The organism is Marinomonas communis (assembly GCF_004363305.1).
Taxonomy (GTDB): Bacteria; Pseudomonadota; Gammaproteobacteria; order Pseudomonadales; family Marinomonadaceae; genus Marinomonas; species Marinomonas communis.
Genome location: NZ_SNZA01000001.1, coordinates 863,494 through 884,393 on the forward strand (window position 1 = coordinate 863,494; position 20,900 = coordinate 884,393).

Annotated in this window: 21 protein-coding genes; 7 read left to right on the forward strand and 14 right to left on the reverse strand. The window is 45.6% G+C overall.

Going from position 1 to position 20,900, the window contains the following annotated elements:
* Positions 1-43 precede the first annotated feature (43 nt).
* Entirely contained in the window at positions 44-1,069 is a 1,026-nt protein-coding gene (gene sohB / locus C8D85_RS04120) for a protease SohB (RefSeq protein WP_133560079.1), read from the reverse strand.
* A 175-nt stretch (positions 1,070-1,244) separates the two neighbouring features.
* Here sohB and nhaB point away from each other — a divergent pair, with 175 nt between their 5' ends.
* Positions 1,245-2,753 (forward strand): sodium/proton antiporter NhaB, encoded by a 1,509-nt coding sequence (gene nhaB / locus C8D85_RS04125; protein WP_133560080.1) that lies wholly within the window; start codon positions 1,245-1,247, stop codon positions 2,751-2,753.
* Between the two features lie 122 nt (positions 2,754-2,875).
* Here the strand turns inward: nhaB and dnaQ are convergent, their stop codons facing one another.
* The 3 genes from dnaQ to C8D85_RS04140 are packed head-to-tail and all read right to left on the reverse strand — an operon-like array spanning position 2,876 to position 4,789.
* Positions 2,876-3,607 carry a DNA polymerase III subunit epsilon gene (dnaQ, locus tag C8D85_RS04130; protein ID WP_133560081.1) on the reverse strand — a complete coding sequence of 244 codons (732 nt, stop codon included), beginning with the start codon at positions 3,605-3,607 and terminating at the stop codon, positions 2,876-2,878.
* On the reverse strand, positions 3,604-4,047 hold the full coding sequence (rnhA, locus tag C8D85_RS04135; protein WP_133560082.1) for a ribonuclease HI: 444 nt from the start codon (positions 4,045-4,047) through the stop codon (positions 3,604-3,606). Before rnhA ends, dnaQ begins: the two co-directional genes overlap by 4 nt.
* 4 nt (positions 4,048-4,051) lie before the next feature.
* Positions 4,052-4,789: a class I SAM-dependent methyltransferase gene (locus tag C8D85_RS04140; RefSeq protein ID WP_133560083.1), complete on the reverse strand. Its 738-nt coding sequence runs from the start codon at positions 4,787-4,789 to the stop codon at positions 4,052-4,054.
* An 81-nt stretch (positions 4,790-4,870) separates the two neighbouring features.
* Here C8D85_RS04140 and gloB point away from each other — a divergent pair, with 81 nt between their 5' ends.
* Entirely contained in the window at positions 4,871-5,650 is a 780-nt protein-coding gene (gloB, locus tag C8D85_RS04145; protein WP_133560084.1) for a hydroxyacylglutathione hydrolase, read from the forward strand.
* A gap of 59 nt (positions 5,651-5,709) precedes the next feature.
* Positions 5,710-7,353: a LysM peptidoglycan-binding domain-containing protein gene (locus C8D85_RS04150; RefSeq protein WP_133560085.1), complete on the forward strand. Its 1,644-nt coding sequence runs from the start codon at positions 5,710-5,712 to the stop codon at positions 7,351-7,353.
* 88 nt (positions 7,354-7,441) lie between these two features.
* Here C8D85_RS04150 and ppnP read toward each other — a convergent pair whose 3' ends face one another.
* From ppnP to C8D85_RS04170, 4 genes are all read right to left on the reverse strand, one after another.
* The gene (ppnP, locus tag C8D85_RS04155) at positions 7,442-7,726 is read right to left on the reverse strand and encodes a pyrimidine/purine nucleoside phosphorylase (protein ID WP_133560086.1); all 285 of its coding nucleotides are present in this window, start codon (positions 7,724-7,726) and stop codon (positions 7,442-7,444) included.
* Between the two features lie 60 nt (positions 7,727-7,786).
* Entirely contained in the window at positions 7,787-8,665 is an 879-nt protein-coding gene (gene gcvA, locus C8D85_RS04160; RefSeq protein WP_133560087.1) for a transcriptional regulator GcvA, read from the reverse strand.
* A gap of 71 nt (positions 8,666-8,736) precedes the next feature.
* Positions 8,737-10,071, reverse strand: a complete 1,335-nt coding sequence (locus C8D85_RS04165) for a DEAD/DEAH box helicase (protein ID WP_244936886.1) — start codon at positions 10,069-10,071, stop codon at positions 8,737-8,739.
* 66 nt (positions 10,072-10,137) lie between these two features.
* Positions 10,138-10,686: a DUF1285 domain-containing protein gene (locus C8D85_RS04170; protein WP_133560089.1), complete on the reverse strand. Its 549-nt coding sequence runs from the start codon at positions 10,684-10,686 to the stop codon at positions 10,138-10,140.
* A 158-nt stretch (positions 10,687-10,844) separates the two neighbouring features.
* On the opposite strand from C8D85_RS04170, the gene C8D85_RS04175 reads away from it, so the two are divergent.
* Positions 10,845-11,804: a methylenetetrahydrofolate reductase gene (locus tag C8D85_RS04175; RefSeq protein ID WP_133560090.1), complete on the forward strand. Its 960-nt coding sequence runs from the start codon at positions 10,845-10,847 to the stop codon at positions 11,802-11,804.
* Here C8D85_RS04175 and C8D85_RS04180 read toward each other — a convergent pair.
* A complete protein-coding gene (locus C8D85_RS04180) occupies positions 11,797-12,798 on the reverse strand; it encodes a glycosyltransferase family 9 protein (protein WP_133560091.1) in 1,002 nt (333 codons plus the stop codon). The genes C8D85_RS04175 and C8D85_RS04180 overlap by 8 nt on opposite strands.
* Positions 12,799-12,901: 103 nt before the next feature.
* Between C8D85_RS04180 and C8D85_RS04185 the strand changes: the two genes are divergently transcribed.
* Positions 12,902-13,612: a 3-deoxy-D-manno-octulosonic acid kinase gene (locus C8D85_RS04185; RefSeq protein ID WP_133560092.1), complete on the forward strand. Its 711-nt coding sequence runs from the start codon at positions 12,902-12,904 to the stop codon at positions 13,610-13,612.
* Here C8D85_RS04185 and C8D85_RS04190 read toward each other — a convergent pair whose 3' ends face one another.
* The 5 genes from C8D85_RS04190 to C8D85_RS04210 all read right to left on the reverse strand — a co-directional run bounded on the left by C8D85_RS04190 (position 13,613) and on the right by C8D85_RS04210 (position 19,006).
* A complete protein-coding gene (locus tag C8D85_RS04190) occupies positions 13,613-15,970 on the reverse strand; it encodes a fatty acid cis/trans isomerase (protein WP_244936887.1) in 2,358 nt (785 codons plus the stop codon). It lies immediately after the preceding gene.
* Positions 15,971-16,085: 115 nt separating this feature from the next.
* On the reverse strand, positions 16,086-16,676 hold the full coding sequence (locus C8D85_RS04195) for a hypothetical protein (protein ID WP_133560093.1): 591 nt from the start codon (positions 16,674-16,676) through the stop codon (positions 16,086-16,088).
* A 65-nt stretch (positions 16,677-16,741) separates the two neighbouring features.
* Positions 16,742-17,122 carry a YacL family protein gene (locus tag C8D85_RS04200; RefSeq protein WP_133560094.1) on the reverse strand — a complete coding sequence of 127 codons (381 nt, stop codon included), beginning with the start codon at positions 17,120-17,122 and terminating at the stop codon, positions 16,742-16,744.
* An 11-nt stretch (positions 17,123-17,133) separates the two neighbouring features.
* Positions 17,134-18,105 carry a ribosome biogenesis GTPase YlqF gene (gene ylqF, locus C8D85_RS04205; protein WP_133560095.1) on the reverse strand — a complete coding sequence of 324 codons (972 nt, stop codon included), beginning with the start codon at positions 18,103-18,105 and terminating at the stop codon, positions 17,134-17,136.
* 292 nt (positions 18,106-18,397) lie between these two features.
* Positions 18,398-19,006, reverse strand: coding sequence for an acyl carrier protein phosphodiesterase (locus tag C8D85_RS04210; RefSeq protein WP_133560096.1), 609 nt, complete (start codon positions 19,004-19,006; stop codon positions 18,398-18,400).
* Between the two features lie 101 nt (positions 19,007-19,107).
* Between C8D85_RS04210 and dbpA the strand changes: the two genes are divergently transcribed.
* Positions 19,108-20,493 (forward strand): ATP-dependent RNA helicase DbpA, encoded by a 1,386-nt coding sequence (gene dbpA / locus C8D85_RS04215; protein WP_244936889.1) that lies wholly within the window; start codon positions 19,108-19,110, stop codon positions 20,491-20,493.
* A gap of 2 nt (positions 20,494-20,495) precedes the next feature.
* A complete protein-coding gene (locus C8D85_RS04220; RefSeq protein WP_133560097.1) occupies positions 20,496-20,867 on the forward strand; it encodes a VanZ family protein in 372 nt (123 codons plus the stop codon).
* Positions 20,868-20,900 lie beyond the last annotated feature (33 nt).

Consider the following 20,900-nt stretch of genomic DNA (forward strand, 5'->3'; position numbering starts at 1 on the left):
ACTTTGAATGAAAAAAAATCCCCAGCCAATGGCTGGGGATTTTTTAGAAGCCTCTGTGATGAATGGCTTTGGATAACCATTTCGTGGCTTTCTGCTCTAGCGCTGAAAATACACCTAAGCCAATTCTCTCGGTTAATCCCTTTGTTTCTCGGTACGAGACCTGCAAAACATCATAGTCTGCATAAAACTGCTCAAGATACGCGTCACTGGTCATCACTGAATCAGCGAGCTTGTTTTCAACAGCTTCTGATCCATACCACGTTTCACCCGTGGCAATGGTTTCGATGTCTAACACAGGACGATTCGTTGAAACAAAACGTTTAAACAACTCATGAGTATCTTCTAGATCTTGTTTAAACTTTTCTCGCCCTTCATCGGTGTTTTCACCGAGCATAGTCAATGTGCGCTTGTATTTACCTGCCGTATGAAGCTCAACATCAATAGTATTACGCTCCAACAAGCGGTGAATGTTCGGAACTTGTGCGACCACACCGATAGAGCCCAGAATGGCAAATGGAGCTGCCACGATCTTGTCCGCCACACAAGCCATCATGTAACCACCGCTGGCCGCAACCTTGTCTACTGTGACCGTCAGTGGAACACCTTTGTCTTTAATACGTTGCAATTGCGAAGCAGCCAGACCGTATCCATGCACCACGCCACCAGGGCTTTCTAGGCGAACCACTACTTCATCTTTAGCGGTCGCGACACTTAAGATAGCGGTAATTTCTTCTCGCATGGATTGCACTGCACTGGCCTTCATATCGCCGTCAAAGTCGATGACGTAAATACGCTTTTTCTCTTCTTGATCGACTTTTTGCTTTTGCTCTTCTTTCTTTTGCTTTTTCAGGGCTTTCTGCTGCTGTTTCAAGGTTTTTTTATCGAACAGCTGCTTGCTCAACTCCGACTTCATCGCTTGGTAGCCTTCATTTAGCTTGCTAATAGTCAGGTTGCCACCTTTGCGCTGCTTACTTTTGCCACTCGCCACGACAGATAAAATGAGCAAAATAATCAATGCGATGCTCAATAAGCGAATTAAAAATCCGGCATAGTCTGCTAAAAACTCCAAGTCATACTCCTAATGTTACATAACAATCAAATTCAGAAACCATAATAGAGCCACTTACCCAATTCACAATAGATAAATACGCCTTAGTTGATTTTTACTATCGCTCTTTGGGCTGCATTTGCTTAAAATTTCCACATTAATAACGCCTATGAGAATAATAAAGGAGCGCACTTTAATGAAAGCCTCGTTGTCCCAAGCTTTCGGCAATAACTTTTTGGGGTCCTCGCCCCTGTGGTACAAGCAAACCATTATCGCCTTTCTGATACTCAATCCCATTGTTTTGATGTCTATGGGGCCATTTGTTACGGGCTGGCTACTGATCATTGAGTTTATTTTTACCCTTGCCATGGCTCTCAAATGTTACCCGTTACAGCCAGGAGGATTATTAGCCATCGAAGCTATACTACTAGGTCTGACCAGCACTGACGGCGTGTATCACGAAGTGAAAGGGAACATTGAGGTTATTTTGCTACTTATGTTCATGGTGGCAGGGATTTACTTCATGAAGGATATGCTGCTGTTTATTTTCAATAAGCTGCTGATCCGTATTCGTTCAAAGGTCGCTATTTCTCTCGTGTTTAGTTTTGCCGCGGCTCTATTGTCCGCATTTCTCGACGCATTAACGGTGACCGCCGTACTGATCAGTGTCAGCGTTGGCTTTTACTCTGTTTACCACAAAGTCGCCTCCGACCAATCCAGTAATAATGCCCACGATCACAGCGGTGATGAGCTGATACTGCCAGTCAACCAAGAAGACTTAGCCAAGTTTCGTGCGTTTTTACGTAGTCTGCTTATGCATGGTGCGGTGGGAACAGCGTTAGGTGGCGTGTGTACATTGGTCGGTGAGCCGCAAAACTTGTTGATTGCCCATACAGCAGGATGGGATTTCATTGAGTTCTTTGTCCGTGTCGCACCTGTATCTATGCCAGTGCTGGCTGCAGGCCTAGTCACCGTGATTGTTTTAGAAAAAACGAAATGGTTTGACTACGGCGCAAAACTACCAGAAAACGTACGTAATATTCTTAAGAATTTTGCAGACGAAGAATCAGCCAAAAGTACTAATAAACATAAAGCACAGTTGATCATTCAAGGCATTGTTGCGGTTGTATTAGTCTTTTCTTTGGCGTTTCACGTGGCTGAAGTGGGCTTAGTGGGTTTGATGATCATCGTCTTACTAACCTCTTTTAATGGCATTACAGAAGAACACCGCATTGGCCATGCTTTCGAAGAGGCGCTGCCTTTTACTGCTCTACTAGTGGTATTTTTCAGTGTGGTATCGGTCATCCACAGCCAACATTTGTTCCAGCCATTTATTGATATGGTGCTACAGCTACCACATGACACCCAGCCAATCATGTTCTTTATTGCCAATGGTCTCCTATCTGCCATCAGCGATAACGTATTTGTGGCGACGGTTTACATCAGTGAAATAAAAGCGGCGTTAGATGCAGGAGTCATCGACCGTGAACACTTTGATTTGCTGGCGATTGCCGTCAACACCGGTACCAACTTACCAAGTGTTGCAACACCGAACGGGCAAGCTGCCTTCCTATTCTTGCTGACCTCAGCCATTGCCCCTCTACTCAGATTGTCCTATGGCAAAATGGTATGGATGGCTCTACCGTACACTATCGTTCTTTCAATTGTTGGCGGTATTTGCGTGAGCTTACTGAGTGCTTCGTAAGCCATAGCCACTTCTTTTAAAGAAAAAAACGGCAAGCCCAATTAGGTTTGCCGTTTTTAATTATGCTGATTTAGCTTCTTTAATACTTTTAGACGAAATTACCAAGCATAGTCACAAGCACTCTAGTCTTGCGAAGCCAACTCGGGGTTCTCTAGTTTTCGCCACAACGATAGTCCAGACTTTTTATCAATTAGATCCAAACGTTCATTATGAGCCTCTAGTTCCGATTCACTCACTTTAAGAACTTTAAGGCGAGGTCTGTCTGGCGACAATCGACGGATAGTGTAAAGATCTTCACCATCTTCATCACCATCACCGCCGAATCCCCCCATGGTGATTTGCCCACCTGTCATGAGCAGGTACACGTCCGCTAGGATTTCGGAGTCAAGCAAGGCGCCGTGCAATTCACGATGAGAGTTATCAATACCATAACGACGACATAGAGCGTCTAGGTTATTTTTTTGACCTGGGTGTTTACGACGAGCATAGACTAAGCTATCAAAGACCTTGCAAACGTCGGCAACATTTGGAAAGCCACCCAACATCGAGAACTCATGATCAATGAAGCCCACGTCGAAAGGTGCGTTATGGATGATTAACTCCGCCCCATCGATGAACTCTAGAAACTCTTTTGCCACCTCCGCGAATTTTGGCTTATCCGCCAAGAACTCATTACTGATACCGTGGACATTGAAGGCTTCTTCTTCTACCTCACGTTCAGGATTAATGTAAACGTGAAAATGTCGATTGGTCAGCTTACGCCCCACCATCTCGACACAACCAATCTCGATGATTCGGTGGCCTTGTTTCGGGTCAATACCTGTTGTTTCTGTATCAAGTACAACTTGTCTCATGAGCGAGCCCTCAACTCTTCAATACCTTGATTGGCTAGCTGGTCGGCAATTTCATTGCCTTCAATGCCAGCATGCCCTTTCACCCAATGCCATTCTACTTGGTGTTTTTGACACATCTCATCCAACTGTTGCCATAGATCTTGATTCTTAACTGGCTGCTTTGAAGCGGTTTTCCAGCCCTTGCGCTTCCATCCAGCTAACCACTCAGTGATCCCCTTCTGGACATAAGAAGAATCCGTAAACAGATCTACTTTACAAGGCTCTCGTAATGCCTTTAAACCTTCAATTGCTCCCAACAACTCCATGCGATTATTCGTTGTGTCGTGTTCACCACCACATAGTCGCTTTTCATGTTGACCAAATGTTAACCATGCACCCCAACCACCTATGCCAGGATTACCTTTACAAGCACCGTCGGTGTACAGCGTTACTTCTTTCATGTGACTACTTGATCTCTTTTATCGTTGGCTTTGTCAGTGGCGGCACGCGAACTTTTGCCGTTTTCCAGCGCGGTTTTAATGGGATATAACGTCGTGTTTGCTTGGTGGCGGTCATAATATAAACGCCTCCCAAAGGCAGCTTAAGCGCTTTTGCTGAACCACCCACCCAATTCATACGCTGACGCCACTTGTTTGATTGAAGCGGCATATCGTAATCAATAAACTCCACATTTTCGAGGGTTAATCCTGCCACTTTTAACCAATCATCTAAACGACGATGAGAAATGAAGCGCCCAGCCCATGGTGCCTTCACACGATTGCTAAAATAACGACGAATCCCCCAAAAACCGATCGGATTAAAGCCAATAATGATTAGCTTGCCGCTCGGCAGCAAAGTACGGGCTACTTCATGCAAATCTCGATGCGGGTTCTCTGATAAATCTAAAGTATGATGCAACACCATTGCATCTATCCCATCTGATTCAAGCGGTAACTCACTCATGCGAGCGACTACCGTTCTTTGACTCGCCCCTAACTCGAGTACTGGTGACAACGAAATCGTTTCACGCATGCGGTGATTGTGAAAAGTTAGATGGCGTAATGGAGATTGCTGTACCAGATAGTAGCCCACCATATTATCCAGCGCGCGCTCAATGAGATCATGCTCTTCATTAAGCAATCGCTGACCTAACTCGGTGTCGTACCAATCTTGGAATAATTGTCTTGATTGGTTATCCAACATACAATGCTCTCTTTTTATGATCGGACTGCCGTAGGAATGTTATGGCGTCTTTTATCAATATTTAAACATAACGTTGGGCATATGACATTTATTCCGTTACCTGCATTCAATGACAATTATATTTGGGTTACCCAAGCAACATCACAACAGACTATCTGGGCAGTCGACCCAGGTGATGCCAAGGTCGTCATTGAATACTGTCAGTCCCAACAACTCAAGCTAGCAGGGATTTTAGTAACCCACCACCACAAAGATCATACCGGTGGCGTTGCTGAGCTAACCCAGCTCTATCAGTGTCCAGTATATGGTCCAGCGTCATTAGCACCACAATTAGTCACTCATCCAGTACAACAAGGCGATGAAGTGTCAGTGGCTGACAACATGTTCCTAGTTCTTGAAACACCTGGACACACACTAGATCATTTGTGCTACTTTGCAGAGCCGCAAGACTCCAAGCCCCTTTTGCTTTGTGGCGATACCTTATTTAGAGGCGGCTGTGGCCGTTTGTTTGAAGGCACTCCAGCGCAAATGCTAAGCGCTATGACAAAACTAAGATCATTACCTGCTGATACATTGGTCTTTGGCACCCACGAATACACACTGGCTAACTACCGCTTCGCTGTAGCCATTGATCCTAACAATACCAAATTAGTTGAAGCCATCGAGGAAGCAGAGTCTCTAAGAGAAGAAGGCACGCCTACTTTGCCTTCAACCATTGCCCTTGAAATTGAAACCAACCCTTTTATGCGGTTCGACAGAAAAGAAGTCGTCGAAGGCGCAGCAAAGCTATTAAAGGAAGATATGGCATTGGATGCTGTCAATAGCTTTGCGCAAATCAGACGAGCTAAAGATGGCTTTTAGTTGACCTCAACTGGCCAATCCTTAGAATGCAGACCAAATGAAAATCTAATGTGAGCAGAATGACGAAAAACATACTCATCGCCCTCTTAGCAGGCAGTATCTTGACTGGCTGTCAGTCTATGACAAACCAACCAGCAGACATTGCCGAAATCGATGCTGAGAACGAAGCCATCGGTGCACCGGAAGCCGACGCGAACGAAGTCGACTTTATTGATACCGTCAAACCTGTTCGCTCTGACGAAGCAAAAGCTCTTGCCAAAAGCAAACAAGACCAAGAACCAGCAAATCTTCCTCCGGAAGATTTGTGGGATCGTATCCGTGCTGGCTACCAATTTGATTTAGATGTCGACCAACCACGTCTGAAGTCTCAGATCCGCTGGTACAGCACGCACCTATCTTATCTAGATCGTGTGTCTAAACGTGGCGAACGTTACCTTCACTACATCGTAGAAGAGCTGGAAAAAGAAGGCTTACCACTTGAAATCGCCCTGCTGCCCATCGTAGAAAGTGGCTTTGACCCATTTGGCTACAGTCACGGACGAGCATCTGGCCCTTGGCAATTTATCCCGTCTACGGGACACATGTACGGACTAGAACAAACTTGGTGGATTGATGGTCGTCGTGACATTCAGCTTTCCACTAAAGCTGCCATAGCGTACCTGAAGCGTCTTAATAAGATGTTCGATGGTGACTGGTTACATGCATTAGCGTCTTACAACTCAGGCGAAGGCACTGTCATGCGCGCCATTCGTAAGAACAAAAAAGCGGGTAAGCCGACGGACTTTTGGTCATTAGATCTACCTGCAGAAACTCGTGCTTATGTACCGAAGTTGATGGCATTGGCCATCATTATGAAAAACCCTGAACGTTACAACTACGAGACTTATTTCATTGCCAATCAACCGTACTTCGAAGAAGTAAACATTGGCGGTCAAATGGATCTTGCTCAAGCAGCTGACATGGCTGAAGTGAGCATCGATGAAATCTATCTTTTGAATCCTGCGTTTAATCAGTGGGCAACATCACCAGATGGGCCACATACCCTGCTGGTACCGATTGATTCAGCTGACAAGTTCCGTACTAAACTTGCGACATTGCCACCGAAAGAGCGTGTTACTTGGATTCGTTACACAGTTCAAGCTGGCGATAATTTAGGAGCCGTTGCTCGCGACCACAACACCACCGTTGCAGTGCTTCAGGACATCAACAAGATCTCTTCTAATCTTATTCGTGTAGGACAACAGTTGATGATCCCAGTAGCAGGACAAAGCGCAGCAAACTATACACTGAGCTCACATCAGCGCTTGCTAGCAAAACAGTCTCGTTCACCTAGCAGCAGTCGAGTAAAAGTAAATTATACCGTTGAAAGTGGCGACAGCTTGTGGAGTATCGCTAAGAAATACAACACGGACACGAAAACTCTAGCGCGCTGGAACAGCATGGGCTTAGCTGATCCGTTGTTCCCTGGCAAAAAGCTTGTAGTATGGATGAAACCAGAAACAAGCAGCTCTAAAAGCAGCACACGCTCCGTTGTTAAACGTGTGGTATACACCATTCGTTCCGGCGACTCATTAGCGGTTGTTGCGAATAAGTTCAATGTCCGCGTCAGTGATATCCGTAAATGGAATCCAAAAGTGGGAAGCCAGAAGTATGTCCAACCTGGCGACAAAGTTACACTACTTGTAAATGTTGTCGGTGGTTAGCACCTTCACCTGATAAAAAAAGAGGCGTTCGCATATGCGAACGCCTCTTTTTTTGGTTTCTAAATTCTATTTATCGAGAAAATAGAATTTATTCGTAGCGGCAAAGGTAAGCCGTTGTTTCTGTTACTTTCACGCCGAATTTTTGGTTTGCTTCAACGATAAAGGTTTCACCTTTAACAAATGTTTTCCACTCAGATTCGCCTGGCAATAGAACCGTCAAAGAACCTGAAACAACCGTCATGTATTCGCGCTGAGAAGTACCGAACTCGTAATCACCGATGCTCATTACACCTACGGTAGACGTTCCCTCTGCATTGTCTAGGGCAATAGATTTAACGGCATCATCAAAATAACTATTTACTTGTAGAGACATAAAACACTCACTGTGGTCAAACACGGCCAGTTATCTAGCCAACTTAAAAACAGCTATAAATTAGCTGTCGTTCATTTCTTCAATAATCCATTCTTTGAACGCTGCCATGGCTGGCGTTAATGCGCGTTTTTTCTCGAATACCAAATAGAACGAACGGTTGGTATCCAGCTGTTTATCAAATAGCACCTGCAATTGACCAGACTCGATCTCAGGGGTCACTAAACTAATATCAGCCAAGGCAATACCTAATCCTTGAGCCGCAGCCCCAGCGGTAAGAGAACCGCTTGAGAACATCAAACCGCGTCGGAAAACCTTTGGATCTAGGTCATTCTGCACCAACCAATCGTTCCACTCATCATTGCGTTTACTAACGTGCAATAAGGGGTAAAAACGCATGTCTTCAGGCTGTTTAATTGGTTGATCCGGTTTGATCATCTTCGGAGAACAAACTGGAGCAAGTCGAATCGGCCTGAGGTAATGAGCTTCTACATCACTCCATTCACCATTTCCGAAGTATACTGCCATGTCGATTTCCCCTAGGGAGAAGTCAATAAAGCCCATCGATGATCGGATTTCGATCTCGATGTCAGGATAACGACTTTGGAAGCGCTCCATGCGTGGCATCAGCCAACGAGTTAAGAATGAGGGCGCTACCGCAAGCCGCAAAGATCCTGCATGCTGAGCGCTCTTAAGATCTGCAGTCGCTTGCTCTAACTTTTGGAAAATTTGCTTGATCGGTTTTAAGTACGTCTCACCTGCCTCGGTCAACACAACTTTTCTTTTCGTGCGACGAAATAGCTCAATCCCCAAAAAGCTTTCCAGCCCTTTGATCTGATGGCTAATCGCTGAAGGTGTCACGTTAAGCTCTTGGGCAGCTTTGTTAAAGCTGCCATGACGAGCAGCAGATTCAAAACACTTCAACGAATTTAAAGGCGGCAATCTGTTAATAATGAGCTCTCCGAGTCAAGCAACCTCTAGCGAGGCTTTACAGCATAGCGATCCAGAAACCACTACGCATCCTTTTGTTTGTTTTTCTTAGGCAAACGAAACGGTTCGAATCCCTGTTGTGTTTGGTCTTGAAAGACAACCTTCTTACGTGCAGCCGGTTTCTTTTGGACTTTATTAGTCTTTGGTTTTTGCTTGGTTTTAGGTTTCGATTGTTTCTGTGGCGCTCGCTTACTTGCAATACCAGTAAACGTCGCTTCTAGCCCTTCGACTTTAGACAATACGAAGGTACGCTTTAGAAACTCTTCCACGTCCTTAAAGTTAAACCAATCTTTCGGTCCCACTAAGGAAATGGCTTCACCTTTAAACCCAGCTCGTCCCGTACGTCCAGTACGATGAACGAACTCTTCTGCAGGTTTTGGGATATCAAAGTTAAACACATGTGAAACACTTGCAATATCAAGACCACGTGATGCGATGTCGGTACTTACCAACACCTCAAATTTACCTCGTGCAAAGTCATCCATCACCTTACTGCGGGCGCTCTGACTCATATCACCATTCAAACTACCAGTTCGCACGTCCCAGCTACCAATAAGTTCAGCCAAACGAACCGTATCAGTTTTGGTTGCGGTGAAGACAATGGCTTGCTTGATCGTGAGGGAGCGAATGAAATGCTCTAGTAACGCCTGCTTATGATCCAAGTGATCACATAAGTAAACATGTTGTTTGATATCTTGGTGTTCGTCTTGGCTGTGACCAATCGCTACACGTACAGGCTCATGTAATAACTCTTGTGCAATCTCATTGACGTCAGTGTTATCAAGTGTCGCAGAGAAAAATAACGTTTGGCGACGACGGTGATTCGCAGCATTGTTGATGGCGCGTAAGTCCGCGGCAAAGCCTAAATCTAACATGCGATCCGCTTCATCAAGGATCAACATTTCTAGACCTTCTAAAAACACGTTGCGCTGTTTTAGGTGATCCGCCATACGACCTGGTGTCGCCACCACAAAATGTGGGTCTTTCTGGAAGTTTTTATGCTGATCGTTAAAGTTCTCGCCACCGAGCACCAAAATCGAGCTGAAACGCGTTCCCGCGATTAACGTTCTGAGGGTAGCGTACACTTGTTTTGCCAACTCTCGAGTTGGCACCAGAATAAGGACACGAGGGTCGCGCTTCGCCAAGGCTTTGCGAGTGTACAAGCGGTGAACCGCAGGCAACAAGTACGCCAGTGTTTTCCCTGAGCCCGTCTTGGAAGACGCCAACAAATCTTTACCAGCCATCGCTTCAGGTATCGCACGCTCCTGAATATCCGTTGCGTGCTCGTAGCCAAAGTGACCAAAAGACTTCATTAATCGGCTATCTAAATCAAACTCAGAAAATAACAATCGCTTCACCTTACAAAGATATATGTCAAAGGCTCATTATAACGTAGCCCGTCAAATGACTGACATAGAAATCGTTTATATTTCGTGAAAAGTTCCAATTGTGTGGGGTTGTCCAGCACTTTTCAGTTGTAGGGTAATACCTTGAGCTTGCTCTATTTGTTCGGCCTCTTCGATCAACTGATAATAAACATTACGATGAAAATTCGCCCACATACCATGGCGCACTGAAACATAGGGCATCCAGTCCCCCTGATACGGTCGCAATTCTATACGGCAATCTTCGCCTAGCGTTAAGACATCATTTGTTTTCGTGTAAAAACGCCAAACAAATTCACCTACACTATTGGGTATCTGCTCCGCTCGCACAATTTGAAATGGCACATCCTCCACTTGTATGCGCACCTTTTCAGCAGGCGTGACTAAAAAGTACTCATTCCCTTCACGCCAAAGAATGCGGCTAAACAGTGTCACCATTTTTTCACGCTTAATCGCACTTCCTTCATGAATCCATTCACCATTCGCTTTGATGAGTAAATCCATATCGCCACAAAAATCGGGGTGCCAACGATCCACTGGCGGGTAACCTTCCTCTAGGGTGATGGGGTCTAAATTAATACTCGGCATGGGCTTTCCTCATACAGCAAATTAGCGCCATTCAATTTAACTTCAAAATTATTCACACGCTGATAGCAGATCTTGAATTCGATTCACTGTTAAAATACGCAGCATAAAATGATTACAAGAAGCTAAGCTTCCATAGAGATTATAAAACGAGCCCCCAAATGACTACTGAATTAGCACGTAAATTTGCCGACCCAAATCGTGGGGTTTACTTTATCGGCACAACACCGCCGAAAAACACGATTGATGATGACCAGAAACTCAATGACATCGGTCAAAAGCTGCTTGACCGCCTAGGCCAAATCGAAGTCGACGGTTTGATTGTTTACGACATTCAAGACGAAAGCAGCCGTATTTCAAAACCGCGTCCATTCCCATACATGGAAACTCATGATCCATTAGAATGGTCAAAACGCCTGAACACGTTGGCAATCAAGCCAGTGATCACCTACAAAAGCGTTTCTTCACGCAGTGCACAAGAGTTTGATCAATGGCTGAACTCTGCTTGGGAAGATTATGGTGTACGCGATATCGTATTGGTAGGCGCACCTTCTTCAGAAGGGCAAATTGTTCTACCACTGAACCAAGCCTATGAAACACTACAAAAGAATGCCCACGACTTTAACTTGGGTGGTGTCACCATTGCCGAGCGCCATGCGGTGAAAGGTGATGAGCACCTACGTTTGATGAACAAATCCATCGCAGGTTGTGATTTCTTTGTTTCGCAAGCCGTTTACAACCCACAAGCGACCGTTGACATGCTGAGCCAATACGCTCGCTCTTGTCGCGATAAGGGAGAAGCACCTAAGCGTGTGATCTTAACCTTCACGCCATGTGGTAGTGAGAAAACATTGAGTTTTATGGAGTGGTTAGGCATTTCTGTGCCTGATGCGACCAAGCACCGTATTCTTGATGCCGAGTCGCCACTTGATGAGTCCATTAAGATTTGTCGCTCTGCTCTGGAGCAGATTATTGAGATTGCTCTGCCTTTGGGCATTCCGCTTGGTCTAAACATTGAGAGCTTAACCAACCGCAAGGAAGAGATTGACGCTTCGATCAACCTCTACAAGCTTTTAAAAGCAACCCTTGATTTAAAGCTTGCTGAACAAAATATCAACTAGCCATCGTCTGCAGCTGAGCAATCACTTGCTCGGCTGCAATATGCTCCATTGCCTTAGGGTCATGTACTCGAGCCGCCCAAGGCAATTCTGCTACTGGCTTGCCGTACTCTTTCTCAGCACATTCATCATAAACACTGACCACACGATCTAAATCCGCATAAGGCCCTGTGCGCCTTGGATTAGAGTGTGCATATAAGCCAACCACAGGTGTGCCGACCAGTGTCGCCATGTGCGCAGGTCCGGTATCTGGACTCAACACCCACTTAGCCCCCGCCAACACTGAGAGCATTTGCGGCAGACTGGTTTGCCCCACCAAATTGATCACGCCCTCAGACTCAAGTTGCTGTGCCATTTCCCGCTCCAATGAACTTGGGCCACCGGTTAGAACCACGGTTTTGCCCTGCTCAGAACACCATTGGATCACCGCTTTGTATCCAGAAACTGTCCAGTTACGCTCAGCTTTTGAGGCACATGGATTAATCACGACGTAATGGTCAGGGAGCGTCGCAGGCTTTTTAGGTAACGACAACGTTAATGGCAGCTCAACCTCTGTAACACCCAACACCGAACTAATAGAAAGGAAGGAATCTAGAACATGTTCAGACTTAGGTGTCACGCCATACTCGCTCACAAACCAATGCTGCTTCTCACGTGAGAAAGCTTTATTAAAACCAATACGCCTTTTAGCCCGGACCATCCTACTCAACAAACTGGCACGCATGGACCACTGCAAGTGAAGCAACACATCAAACGTACTATCAGACAGCTCTTTTCGCAGCGCCAACATACCTTTTATACCTGTTCGCTTATCAAATACTTTGACGCTAATATTTGGCAGCAAACGAACCAATTGCGCTTCAAGCGGCCCAGTCACCCATGTTATTTCAGCATTAGGGTACTTCTTTTGTATTGCACAAATAACCGCCATAGCATGGCACACATCGCCAATAGCCGATAAGCGAATCACGGCAATACGTTGAATAGTCTGATCCATTTGCTCCCCTGGGGCTGTTTAAATAGATCAACTATTATAAAATACGCGCCGTTAAAATGGCCCGTAAAACCTGCCATCTCATTCATTTTTTTAGATTATTTACATGCCAAGCATTCATCCAACCGCAAGTAGCGACATTCTCTTTATTAGCCCAGGCAACCCGGGAGTCACCAAGGAATGGTTTACACCTGAATATTGGCATTCGCAAGACAGGCTAATCCATACCGCTGTGGGGCGAGGGACCGTCTGGTTTCTAGACACGCCTGTAGGTCAAACTGTACTTCGCCGTTACCGACGTGGCGGATTCATCGCAAAGTTCAATACGTTTCACTTTTTCACTCAACCTATCGAGCAAACTCGTGCTTTCAAAGAACTGGCATTACTTGAAAGGCTGCAACAGCTAGGCCTACCAGCCCCGAAACCCGTGGCTGGTATGATTCGTCGTAATGGCCTGTTTTACCAGGCTTGGCTGATGACACAAGTAATCCCTAATGCCAAAGATCTCTACGAATGCCTCCAGCAAACGTCTCTAGAAGAGGCTGTTTGGCAGCGCATTGGACGCACTATCGCAGAATTTCACAAGCATAATGTGTATCACAGTGATTTAAACTGCCATAACATCATGATCGATACGTCGTTTCAGGTTTGGGTAATAGATTTCGACAAGTGCTCAATTCGTAACGACCAGAAGAGCTGGAAGAAAGAGAATTTAGAACGCTTAAAACGCTCCTTCCTGAAGGAACAGGGCAAACATGCCCAGTTCCAATTCAGTGAAGACGCATGGCAAGCCTTACTGCAAGGCTATGACGCTTAACTAGCGGTTTTGCAGTCGGTTGTAGTCTAAGATGCCACTGCTCAGTGGCTTCATAGACTGATTCATACGTGCAATTTTATCGCTTATCGGCCAAAACTCAGGGCTGGTACGCCTTACACCATACTGATCTAGCAAAGCGCTATAACCACTGTCATCACGGATGCCGCTCACTGTCTCAACAAATGCCTCTACTTCATCTTCAGAGACTTTTATTAAGACATTAGGGTAATCTCCGACGACACCATAGGTGACAACAAAAGAATCTTCGTTAGGGGCCACTGTTGATTCTTCATCCAGCAGGCTGGTGATATTGTAATGCCCTCGGTTGTGTACCAAAGTTACCAACTCTGCATTGCCATTCGATTGCTCGAGCAACATCAGAGATACTTCAGGAAATGGTGCAACGGCTTGTCCTCGAAGTGTTTGCAATGATAACAAGGCATCTTGAGTCTTCGCTGCTAGCGAGCTTTGTGAAAGCTCATGATCATGGTTCAACACCTTCACCATACGCTGACGAATGTGATCAAACAGCTCTTCTTTAGGATCATCAGTCTTATAGTCAATACTCGACTCAATATTTACTTTTAGAAGATCGCTGAAGATATAATCTTTGATAGTTTGATCTGCGTTGCGGTACCAATATTCGCGCACAGCCTGACGCTGATCCTTGGGTAAGAAAAGTAAGAAATTCATCTCACCTTCCATACGTAAGAAATCCATATATAAACGTGTCACGAGCTGATGCCCTACGTTTCCAAATACATCAAAGCCTGCAACAAGCAAGTAATGGATCCGCTCAAGCAAAGGATAATCGATAACCCATGCGGTTTTAGGATTTGGTCCTATCATGCCTTTTTCTACGGTTGCATTATCGAAATGACGCATCACGGTGAGGGCCGCATTCTCGTTATGCCCTTCCCCATCCCATACCAAGGATGTCGACATGGTAAGACCTTTATTGCCAAGCTTTTCGATCAGTTTCGCTTTAGCCGAGAGATAGTTCTTTTGCTTCTCGGAATACGATACCCAAGAGGTTAATGGCAAAGCATTACTGCTTTGCGATGCAGGTAGCGCCAACGAAGAGGCATTTTCTTTTAAAAATGTACTGCCGATATTATGCATTTCTAAATCAGGATCAACGAAGTAAACCCAAAATTGCTCATTGATAACGTTTACTGCCACCTGACCACGACATACCGGACCTTTTATAAATGCCATGATCGTATTTTGCGCGTGATCGAGTAGGAAGCGGTAGCGACTGTTTGCCGGCAGCTGTGCAAAAGACTGAAATGGGTTACTAGCCACTTCTGGGGCATAACTTGGTAACTCTGTGACCTCAAATGACAAGTCGTAGAGCCAATCACTCCAGCGCTGCAATCGTTCATCATCCATTTTCATCGGGATGAAGGTTTTCTGTACACGGCTCTCTGGATCTAACCAAAGTCGATAATAGACACGTTCAACCCCTGGCGCATCATATGGGCGACGGGTACTAATACGCTGAATTGGCTCACCCGGTGGTGTGCTAGATCTGACTAATTTGTAAGTGAACTGAGCATCGTCATCGAAATACAAGCTGTAAAGGTAGATATGCTCGTAAACATAGCGATTGATCAATCGAGACTTGAGATCATCTCCATTAAACACCGCTTCCCATTTCGACACTTGCTCAGTTATTTCAGACGGAACATTCACTGGCGCAGACATAGGCGCTCCTTTTACCAACCATCGAGTCAAAATGTCATACTCTTGATCCGTTAATTCAGGTAAACCATATGGCATTCCCCAAGTCGGGTGGGAGGCTTCGAAATTAGAATATTCTTCCACTGCTGGACACTCTTGATCACGGTCCAGTGAAAAATCGTAATCGTCCGATGGCAGCACGGTATCTTGAAACTCACCTTGCTGTCGACGCAAAGCAATGGCTCGGTATAATACACTGCCTTGCAAATTCGCCGCAGGACTTTGCGATCGCTCGTTTAAAATGGGGTAAAAACCCTTATCACGCCACTCTTGGGCTGTACGAGCATCTTCAAATAATCGAGTTGGCTGCACGGCCAGTAAACGATCGCCCTCATAGACTTTATCCTTACTACCACCACGCTCAATACCATCGGCGGCAGTCAGTTTAATTTGGCAAGGAGCGTCATAACAGGCATGACAGTTAATACAACGGTTCTCTAAAATAGGCTTAACTTGATCTTGATAGAAGTTAACAGGCAACTTCTCTTCTTGGGGCAACCGATTCGCGCTGTTGGCCTTTCCATAAACTTCATCCAAGTTTTGAGTGGCGTATACAGCACACCCAGAAATGACTAATAGAGCCAAAATGCCCAACCAGCGAGAAATCGATTTCATATATTCGTCCTAGGATTCTTTTATGACTAATACGTTACTACATTTAAAATAGTTCAATGAGCAATAAAAAAGGGGAAAGTAAACTTTCCCCTTTTTAAGATCATGCAAATTGGGCTTAACGATTGTCTTCGTCTTCATCAAACTCAACAAGTTCGTAAGCGTCTTCGCCCATATCTTCGTTAGCAAGTAGCAATGCATCTTCATACGCACTACCAAACTCAATACGAGTAATGTCATATAAGTCGTATTCGTATGTTTCATCGAACCAGCGGGCATCTGAACCGATTTCTTCCAGTTCAAAAGTAGTAGCGTCAGCTCGAAGCACACGACCGATTTCACAACCATCAGAATCCACTTCTTCGCGGTGGATGGTCACCAAACCGAATTCTTCACTGATGTCCATTAGCAGTACCGCAAGATCATCCAAGTCCACTTCAGGGTCTTCAATCTCTTCACCGCGGATCTCAAGCACGCGCTTTTGGAAATCATTAAACGGCGCGGGATGCATAAAGTCGCTAATATCTTCTAGAAACAGGATCTGATAGCCATTTAGATGAACACCATCATCAATGAGCTGCATCAGCACCATTTCTTCATTCGCCGCGATGATAAAGCCATCTGTCCAATTATCTGGTCCGTCAATTTCCTCACGGAAGATACGTACTACATTCTTACGTGTTCGGGCTTTTTCCAATTCGATGAGCATACTGGCTCCTAAAGGACATCATTAAAAACAGGGTTAGTGTAAACCTTGGCTAACCTAGGAACAACTTATTGCTGAAATTCGTGCCAATTTTCAATCAAATCAATAAGATCATCTAAGCCACACTCCGATTCAATGCCATCATTGGAGGCTTGAAAAAAGTTACTTTGAGTGTCGAACATGGCTTTAATCTCGTCTTCTGCTTGGCTCATGTCTACGCGACGTTTTACCACGACGCCTTCAGGACTGATCACAACTTGAAAAATACCGTGCTGAAACTCTGTGGTTTCGTCTTCTTTTTCCGCCAACGACACAGCTTGCCAAACACGCTGAACCGTTTCTTTGTTGGTTAGGTGCTCGCTAACCCATTCCGCAATGGCTGAAAACTCAATGTCCGCAAATACGCGGTATGAGCCTTCTTCTTGATCAAATGCTATTTCATAATCCATAGAGCAGAACCTCACTCTTTACTATCACTATTTTCTTGGCGATATGCCACATTCTGTTGCTGCTGGCGTTGGGGTACTGCTGCAGCAAGTCGCGCTTGACGGGCGGCTTCCTTAGCGGCTTTAACTTGTTCTACTTTGACCCATTCATCTGCCACCATTTCTGGGGTTTCCATAACGTATGGACCAATGGCACCACTGCGCACATCTGACAAGAAAACTTCAGCGGCTTTGTGCATATCAACTTTTCCGCCTGCGCGTAACGCCCCGCGCTTAGAACCAATAATCTTTAACGTTTCAGCAGCATCTGTCGGAATCTCTTTTAACTTGTAGCGGGTAACGAGCGCGTCATTGTAATCCGCTAAGAAAAAGCTCAAGCCAACTAAGGCGACATCTTCATAATCAATGGCGGTATCTCGCACCGCACCCGTCACTGCCAAACGATAACTGGCATCAGGGTTCTCGATTTTGGGCCATAGAATCCCAGGCGTGTCCAACAGTTGAAAACCATCGTGTACGCGCAGCTTTTGCTGTGCTTTGGTGACTGCTGGCTCGTTACCAACTTTCGCTACTCGCTTACCTAACAAAGCATTCATCAAACTCGATTTGCCAACATTTGGGATACCAGCAATCATCGCTCGAATAGGCTTCTCAGCGGTACCCCGATGCGGGACAAGAGCTTGTACCCAATTTGACAGTTTTGCTAAATCCGCCTTATCAGTCGTACTAAAAGGGTAAGCAGTGATATCGTCAGCTTCACGCCAATGCTCTAACCAGCGATTGACACGCTCGCGATCCGCTAGGTCTTTTTTATTGAGCAGGCGTAATACAGGCACATCTCCACGCAAAGTGGTCAGCATAGGGTTTTGACTTGAGTCCGGAATACGGGCATCCAACACCTCAATGACCAAATCGACTTGGGTCATGACTTTCTCGATTTCACGTCGAGCTTTGTTCATGTGCCCAGGGAACCATTGAACGCTCACGATTACACCTCTCAGTTTGATTCAAAAAAATTGGCGCGCAGTCTACCACAAAGTTTAGTTCACCTACGTAAAAACTCTGTGTTGTTGCACAAATAGACTGTGATTTAGCGGATCTTAGATCAAAAACGACGGATAAATGCAGGAACCACCTTAACCTGACATGTGTCAACGCAGTGAAAAGCCCTCCTGCCTATACTGCCAAGCATCCAGAAACCTTAGGTGTTTAATCACTTATGCTCTCTCTGGGTGTTCTCTCGATCGGGCTATCGCCCCTTTGGCCGCAGTGACGCCATCACTGCGGCCTTTCTTTTATATGATCCACTCCTTCAGAGAAATCCATGGCTTGCACATAATCCAAAACGTCTGGGTAAAGAATTTCAAAGGGCTTTCGGCTCTGCTCCAACAACAATGGTAGCTCTTGAATAAAAGGCTCTAAATAATGACCCAAAGTCCACCTGCGCTGAATAGAGCGTAACGCTCTTTCAACTCCCTGTTGTGTCCCTAAATCAGATAGCCAATTTCTTTGTTCGAGTGAGCTAATCATGGCCTGTAATCTTTGAGGGCAATTCTCTTTATCTTCCCTTAAAGCTGAAACCGCTGTGTCGGCAAATCGCTCAAAAGACACTTGTTCAAAGTGCCCCCATGAACGAACCAACCAATAATCCATGACCACATCCTGAACAATGCCAGCAAATCGCCTACGCCCTTTTCTTGGTAGACTTTTAAACGCTAGTGACTGCGGATGCGCATCCACAAATGTGTCGACAGCCTGATGCAGGCGCCACCCGGTGACCAAATCCTGTTGTTCATTATTCGGTAACCAAGGGAAATCGCCGAGCAAATTGCCCGCATAAGAAGTGTCGGTCACTTTAGCGATGTGTAAATGCGCAATGTAGTTCACAATGTTTAACCATAAATTTCAGTCTGTCTTACCTGCTATAAATAGTGACGCTTCGCAAAATTTGCTAGACTGCGAAAAATTTTTATCATTTAGGTACGCATTTGAACGCTCCGACCAATATTTCGCCTGCGGGCATCCTGCCTGCAAAGCTGACAAAACTGCTTGCAGACATGGGCATCCAAGATTTCACTCCGATCCAACAGCAAGCTTTACCAGACGTCATTGATGGCAAAGATGTCATGGCACAAGCACAAACCGGTAGTGGTAAAACACTGGCGTTTGCCATTGGCTTAATTCTGCGACTTAATCCTCGCTACTTTGGTTGCCAAAGTTTGGTGCTTTGCCCTACTCGTGAGCTCGCTGATCAAGTCGCTAAAGAGATTCGTAAAGTTGCGCGCTACCTAGAGAACATCAAAGTGCTAACACTTTGCGGTGGTATGCCATTCGGCCCGCAAATTGCGTCCCTTGAGCACGGTGCTCACGTGGTTGTGGGCACCCCTGGTCGTATCATGGAGCATTTGCGTAAAGGCAATTTAGACATTTCTGGCATTAGCACACTCGTTTTGGATGAAGCGGATCGTATGCTGGACATGGGCTTTATTGATAGCATTCGCGATATCGTTGAGCTAACACCTAAAAGTCGACAGACCTTATTGTTCTCAGCCACTTACAGCGACAACATTGCCAGTATCCGTGATGAATTCCTTCGCCAACCACGCTTTATCAAGGTTGAAGCAGAGGAAAGCTCAAAGCCCAATATTGATCAATATTTTGTGAGAGCTAACAACAGCGACAAACCAAACCGTTTGCTGGATACATTGGCGCACTTTGAGCCTTCTCAGGTCATTGTTTTCTGTAACACCAAGGCGGAATGTGATGACGTTGCAGCGTGGTTAACCGACCACGATATCAGTGCCCTCGCGATACATGGTGATTTTGAGCAGAAACAACGTGACCAAGTGTTGGTGCGTTTCTCAAACCGAAGCTGTTCAGTACTAGTGGCGACAGACGTGGCAGCTCGTGGTATCGATGTGAAAGAGATTGACCTCGTCATAAACTACGACACTACACGAGACATCGATGTGCACACGCACCGAATTGGCCGAACTGGCCGTGCTGGTGCACAAGGTATTGCTGTTAGCTTCATTACTGAGCGTGAAGACTACAAATTGGCAGACATTGCCGCGCGCTTTGACATTGAGCCAGAGTTCCTGCAAATGGGCATCTGCCCAGGCAATTTTTCACTACAGCCGGACGTCGCTACCATTGCCTTTGATGCAGGTAAAAAGAATAAGCTGCGAGCTGGGGATATTCTTGGTGCGCTAACCGCAGGACTTGGTCTTGAAAAAAGTGCGGTAGGTAAAATTGATATTTTCGACTTCCAAGCCTATGTCGCAATTGAAAAACAACAAGCACGCCAAGTCGTCAAAGCCCTTTCTACCAAGAAAATTAAGGGCCGCACCATCAAATCTCGAGTGCTGCGCTAAGCATGATGAAGTGGTCTTGGTTGTTTGACTCGCGAACCCAATGGCTTGGGTTCGCATTGGGCGCCCTGATTGTTCTGTTGGGGACATTAATGCCTGCCTCTTCTCTTGGTTCACCACCTGGCTCGGACAAGCTTCACCATATTCTTGGATTTGGCTGCTGGGCCGGTTTATGTGCATTCGGCCCCAGCAAACGTTTTTATAGCCTGGCTATCCTGATCGTTTTCGCCGGTGGCTTGATTGAAATCATTCAGCCTTATGTAAATCGATATGGGGACTGGTACGACTTTTTAGCCGATGCAATCGGTGTCGCACTTGCCTGTGTTTTTCATCTCATTGTCTGCTTCTTTAAAAAGCGTGGTACAGATACTGCATAGGGTTTAACACGATGATTCGTGTTAAACCCACCT

What these genes read in the sequence shown, in the direction of transcription:
- C8D85_RS04200 (WP_133560094.1), bottom strand. Translation starts at nt 17,122, where the DNA reads ATGGATTATGAAATAGCATTTGATCAAGAAGAAGGCTCATACCGCGTA.
- rnhA (WP_133560082.1), bottom strand. Translation starts at nt 4,047, where the DNA reads ATGAAAGAAGTAACGCTGTACACCGACGGTGCTTGTAAAGGTAATCCT.
- C8D85_RS04185 (WP_133560092.1), top strand. Translation starts at nt 12,902, where the DNA reads ATGCCAAGCATTCATCCAACCGCAAGTAGCGACATTCTCTTTATTAGC.
- dnaQ (WP_133560081.1), bottom strand. Translation starts at nt 3,607, where the DNA reads ATGAGACAAGTTGTACTTGATACAGAAACAACAGGTATTGACCCGAAA.
- C8D85_RS04180 (WP_133560091.1), bottom strand. Translation starts at nt 12,798, where the DNA reads ATGGATCAGACTATTCAACGTATTGCCGTGATTCGCTTATCGGCTATT.
- C8D85_RS04190 (WP_244936887.1), bottom strand. Translation starts at nt 15,970, where the DNA reads ATGAAATCGATTTCTCGCTGGTTGGGCATTTTGGCTCTATTAGTCATT.
- C8D85_RS04175 (WP_133560090.1), top strand. Translation starts at nt 10,845, where the DNA reads ATGACTACTGAATTAGCACGTAAATTTGCCGACCCAAATCGTGGGGTT.
- gloB (WP_133560084.1), top strand. Translation starts at nt 4,871, where the DNA reads ATGACATTTATTCCGTTACCTGCATTCAATGACAATTATATTTGGGTT.
- C8D85_RS04140 (WP_133560083.1), bottom strand. Translation starts at nt 4,789, where the DNA reads ATGTTGGATAACCAATCAAGACAATTATTCCAAGATTGGTACGACACC.
- C8D85_RS04220 (WP_133560097.1), top strand. Translation starts at nt 20,496, where the DNA reads ATGATGAAGTGGTCTTGGTTGTTTGACTCGCGAACCCAATGGCTTGGG.
- C8D85_RS04195 (WP_133560093.1), bottom strand. Translation starts at nt 16,676, where the DNA reads ATGCTCATCGAATTGGAAAAAGCCCGAACACGTAAGAATGTAGTACGT.
- ppnP (WP_133560086.1), bottom strand. Translation starts at nt 7,726, where the DNA reads ATGTCTCTACAAGTAAATAGTTATTTTGATGATGCCGTTAAATCTATT.
- C8D85_RS04170 (WP_133560089.1), bottom strand. Translation starts at nt 10,686, where the DNA reads ATGCCGAGTATTAATTTAGACCCCATCACCCTAGAGGAAGGTTACCCG.
- nhaB (WP_133560080.1), top strand. Translation starts at nt 1,245, where the DNA reads ATGAAAGCCTCGTTGTCCCAAGCTTTCGGCAATAACTTTTTGGGGTCC.
- C8D85_RS04150 (WP_133560085.1), top strand. Translation starts at nt 5,710, where the DNA reads ATGACGAAAAACATACTCATCGCCCTCTTAGCAGGCAGTATCTTGACT.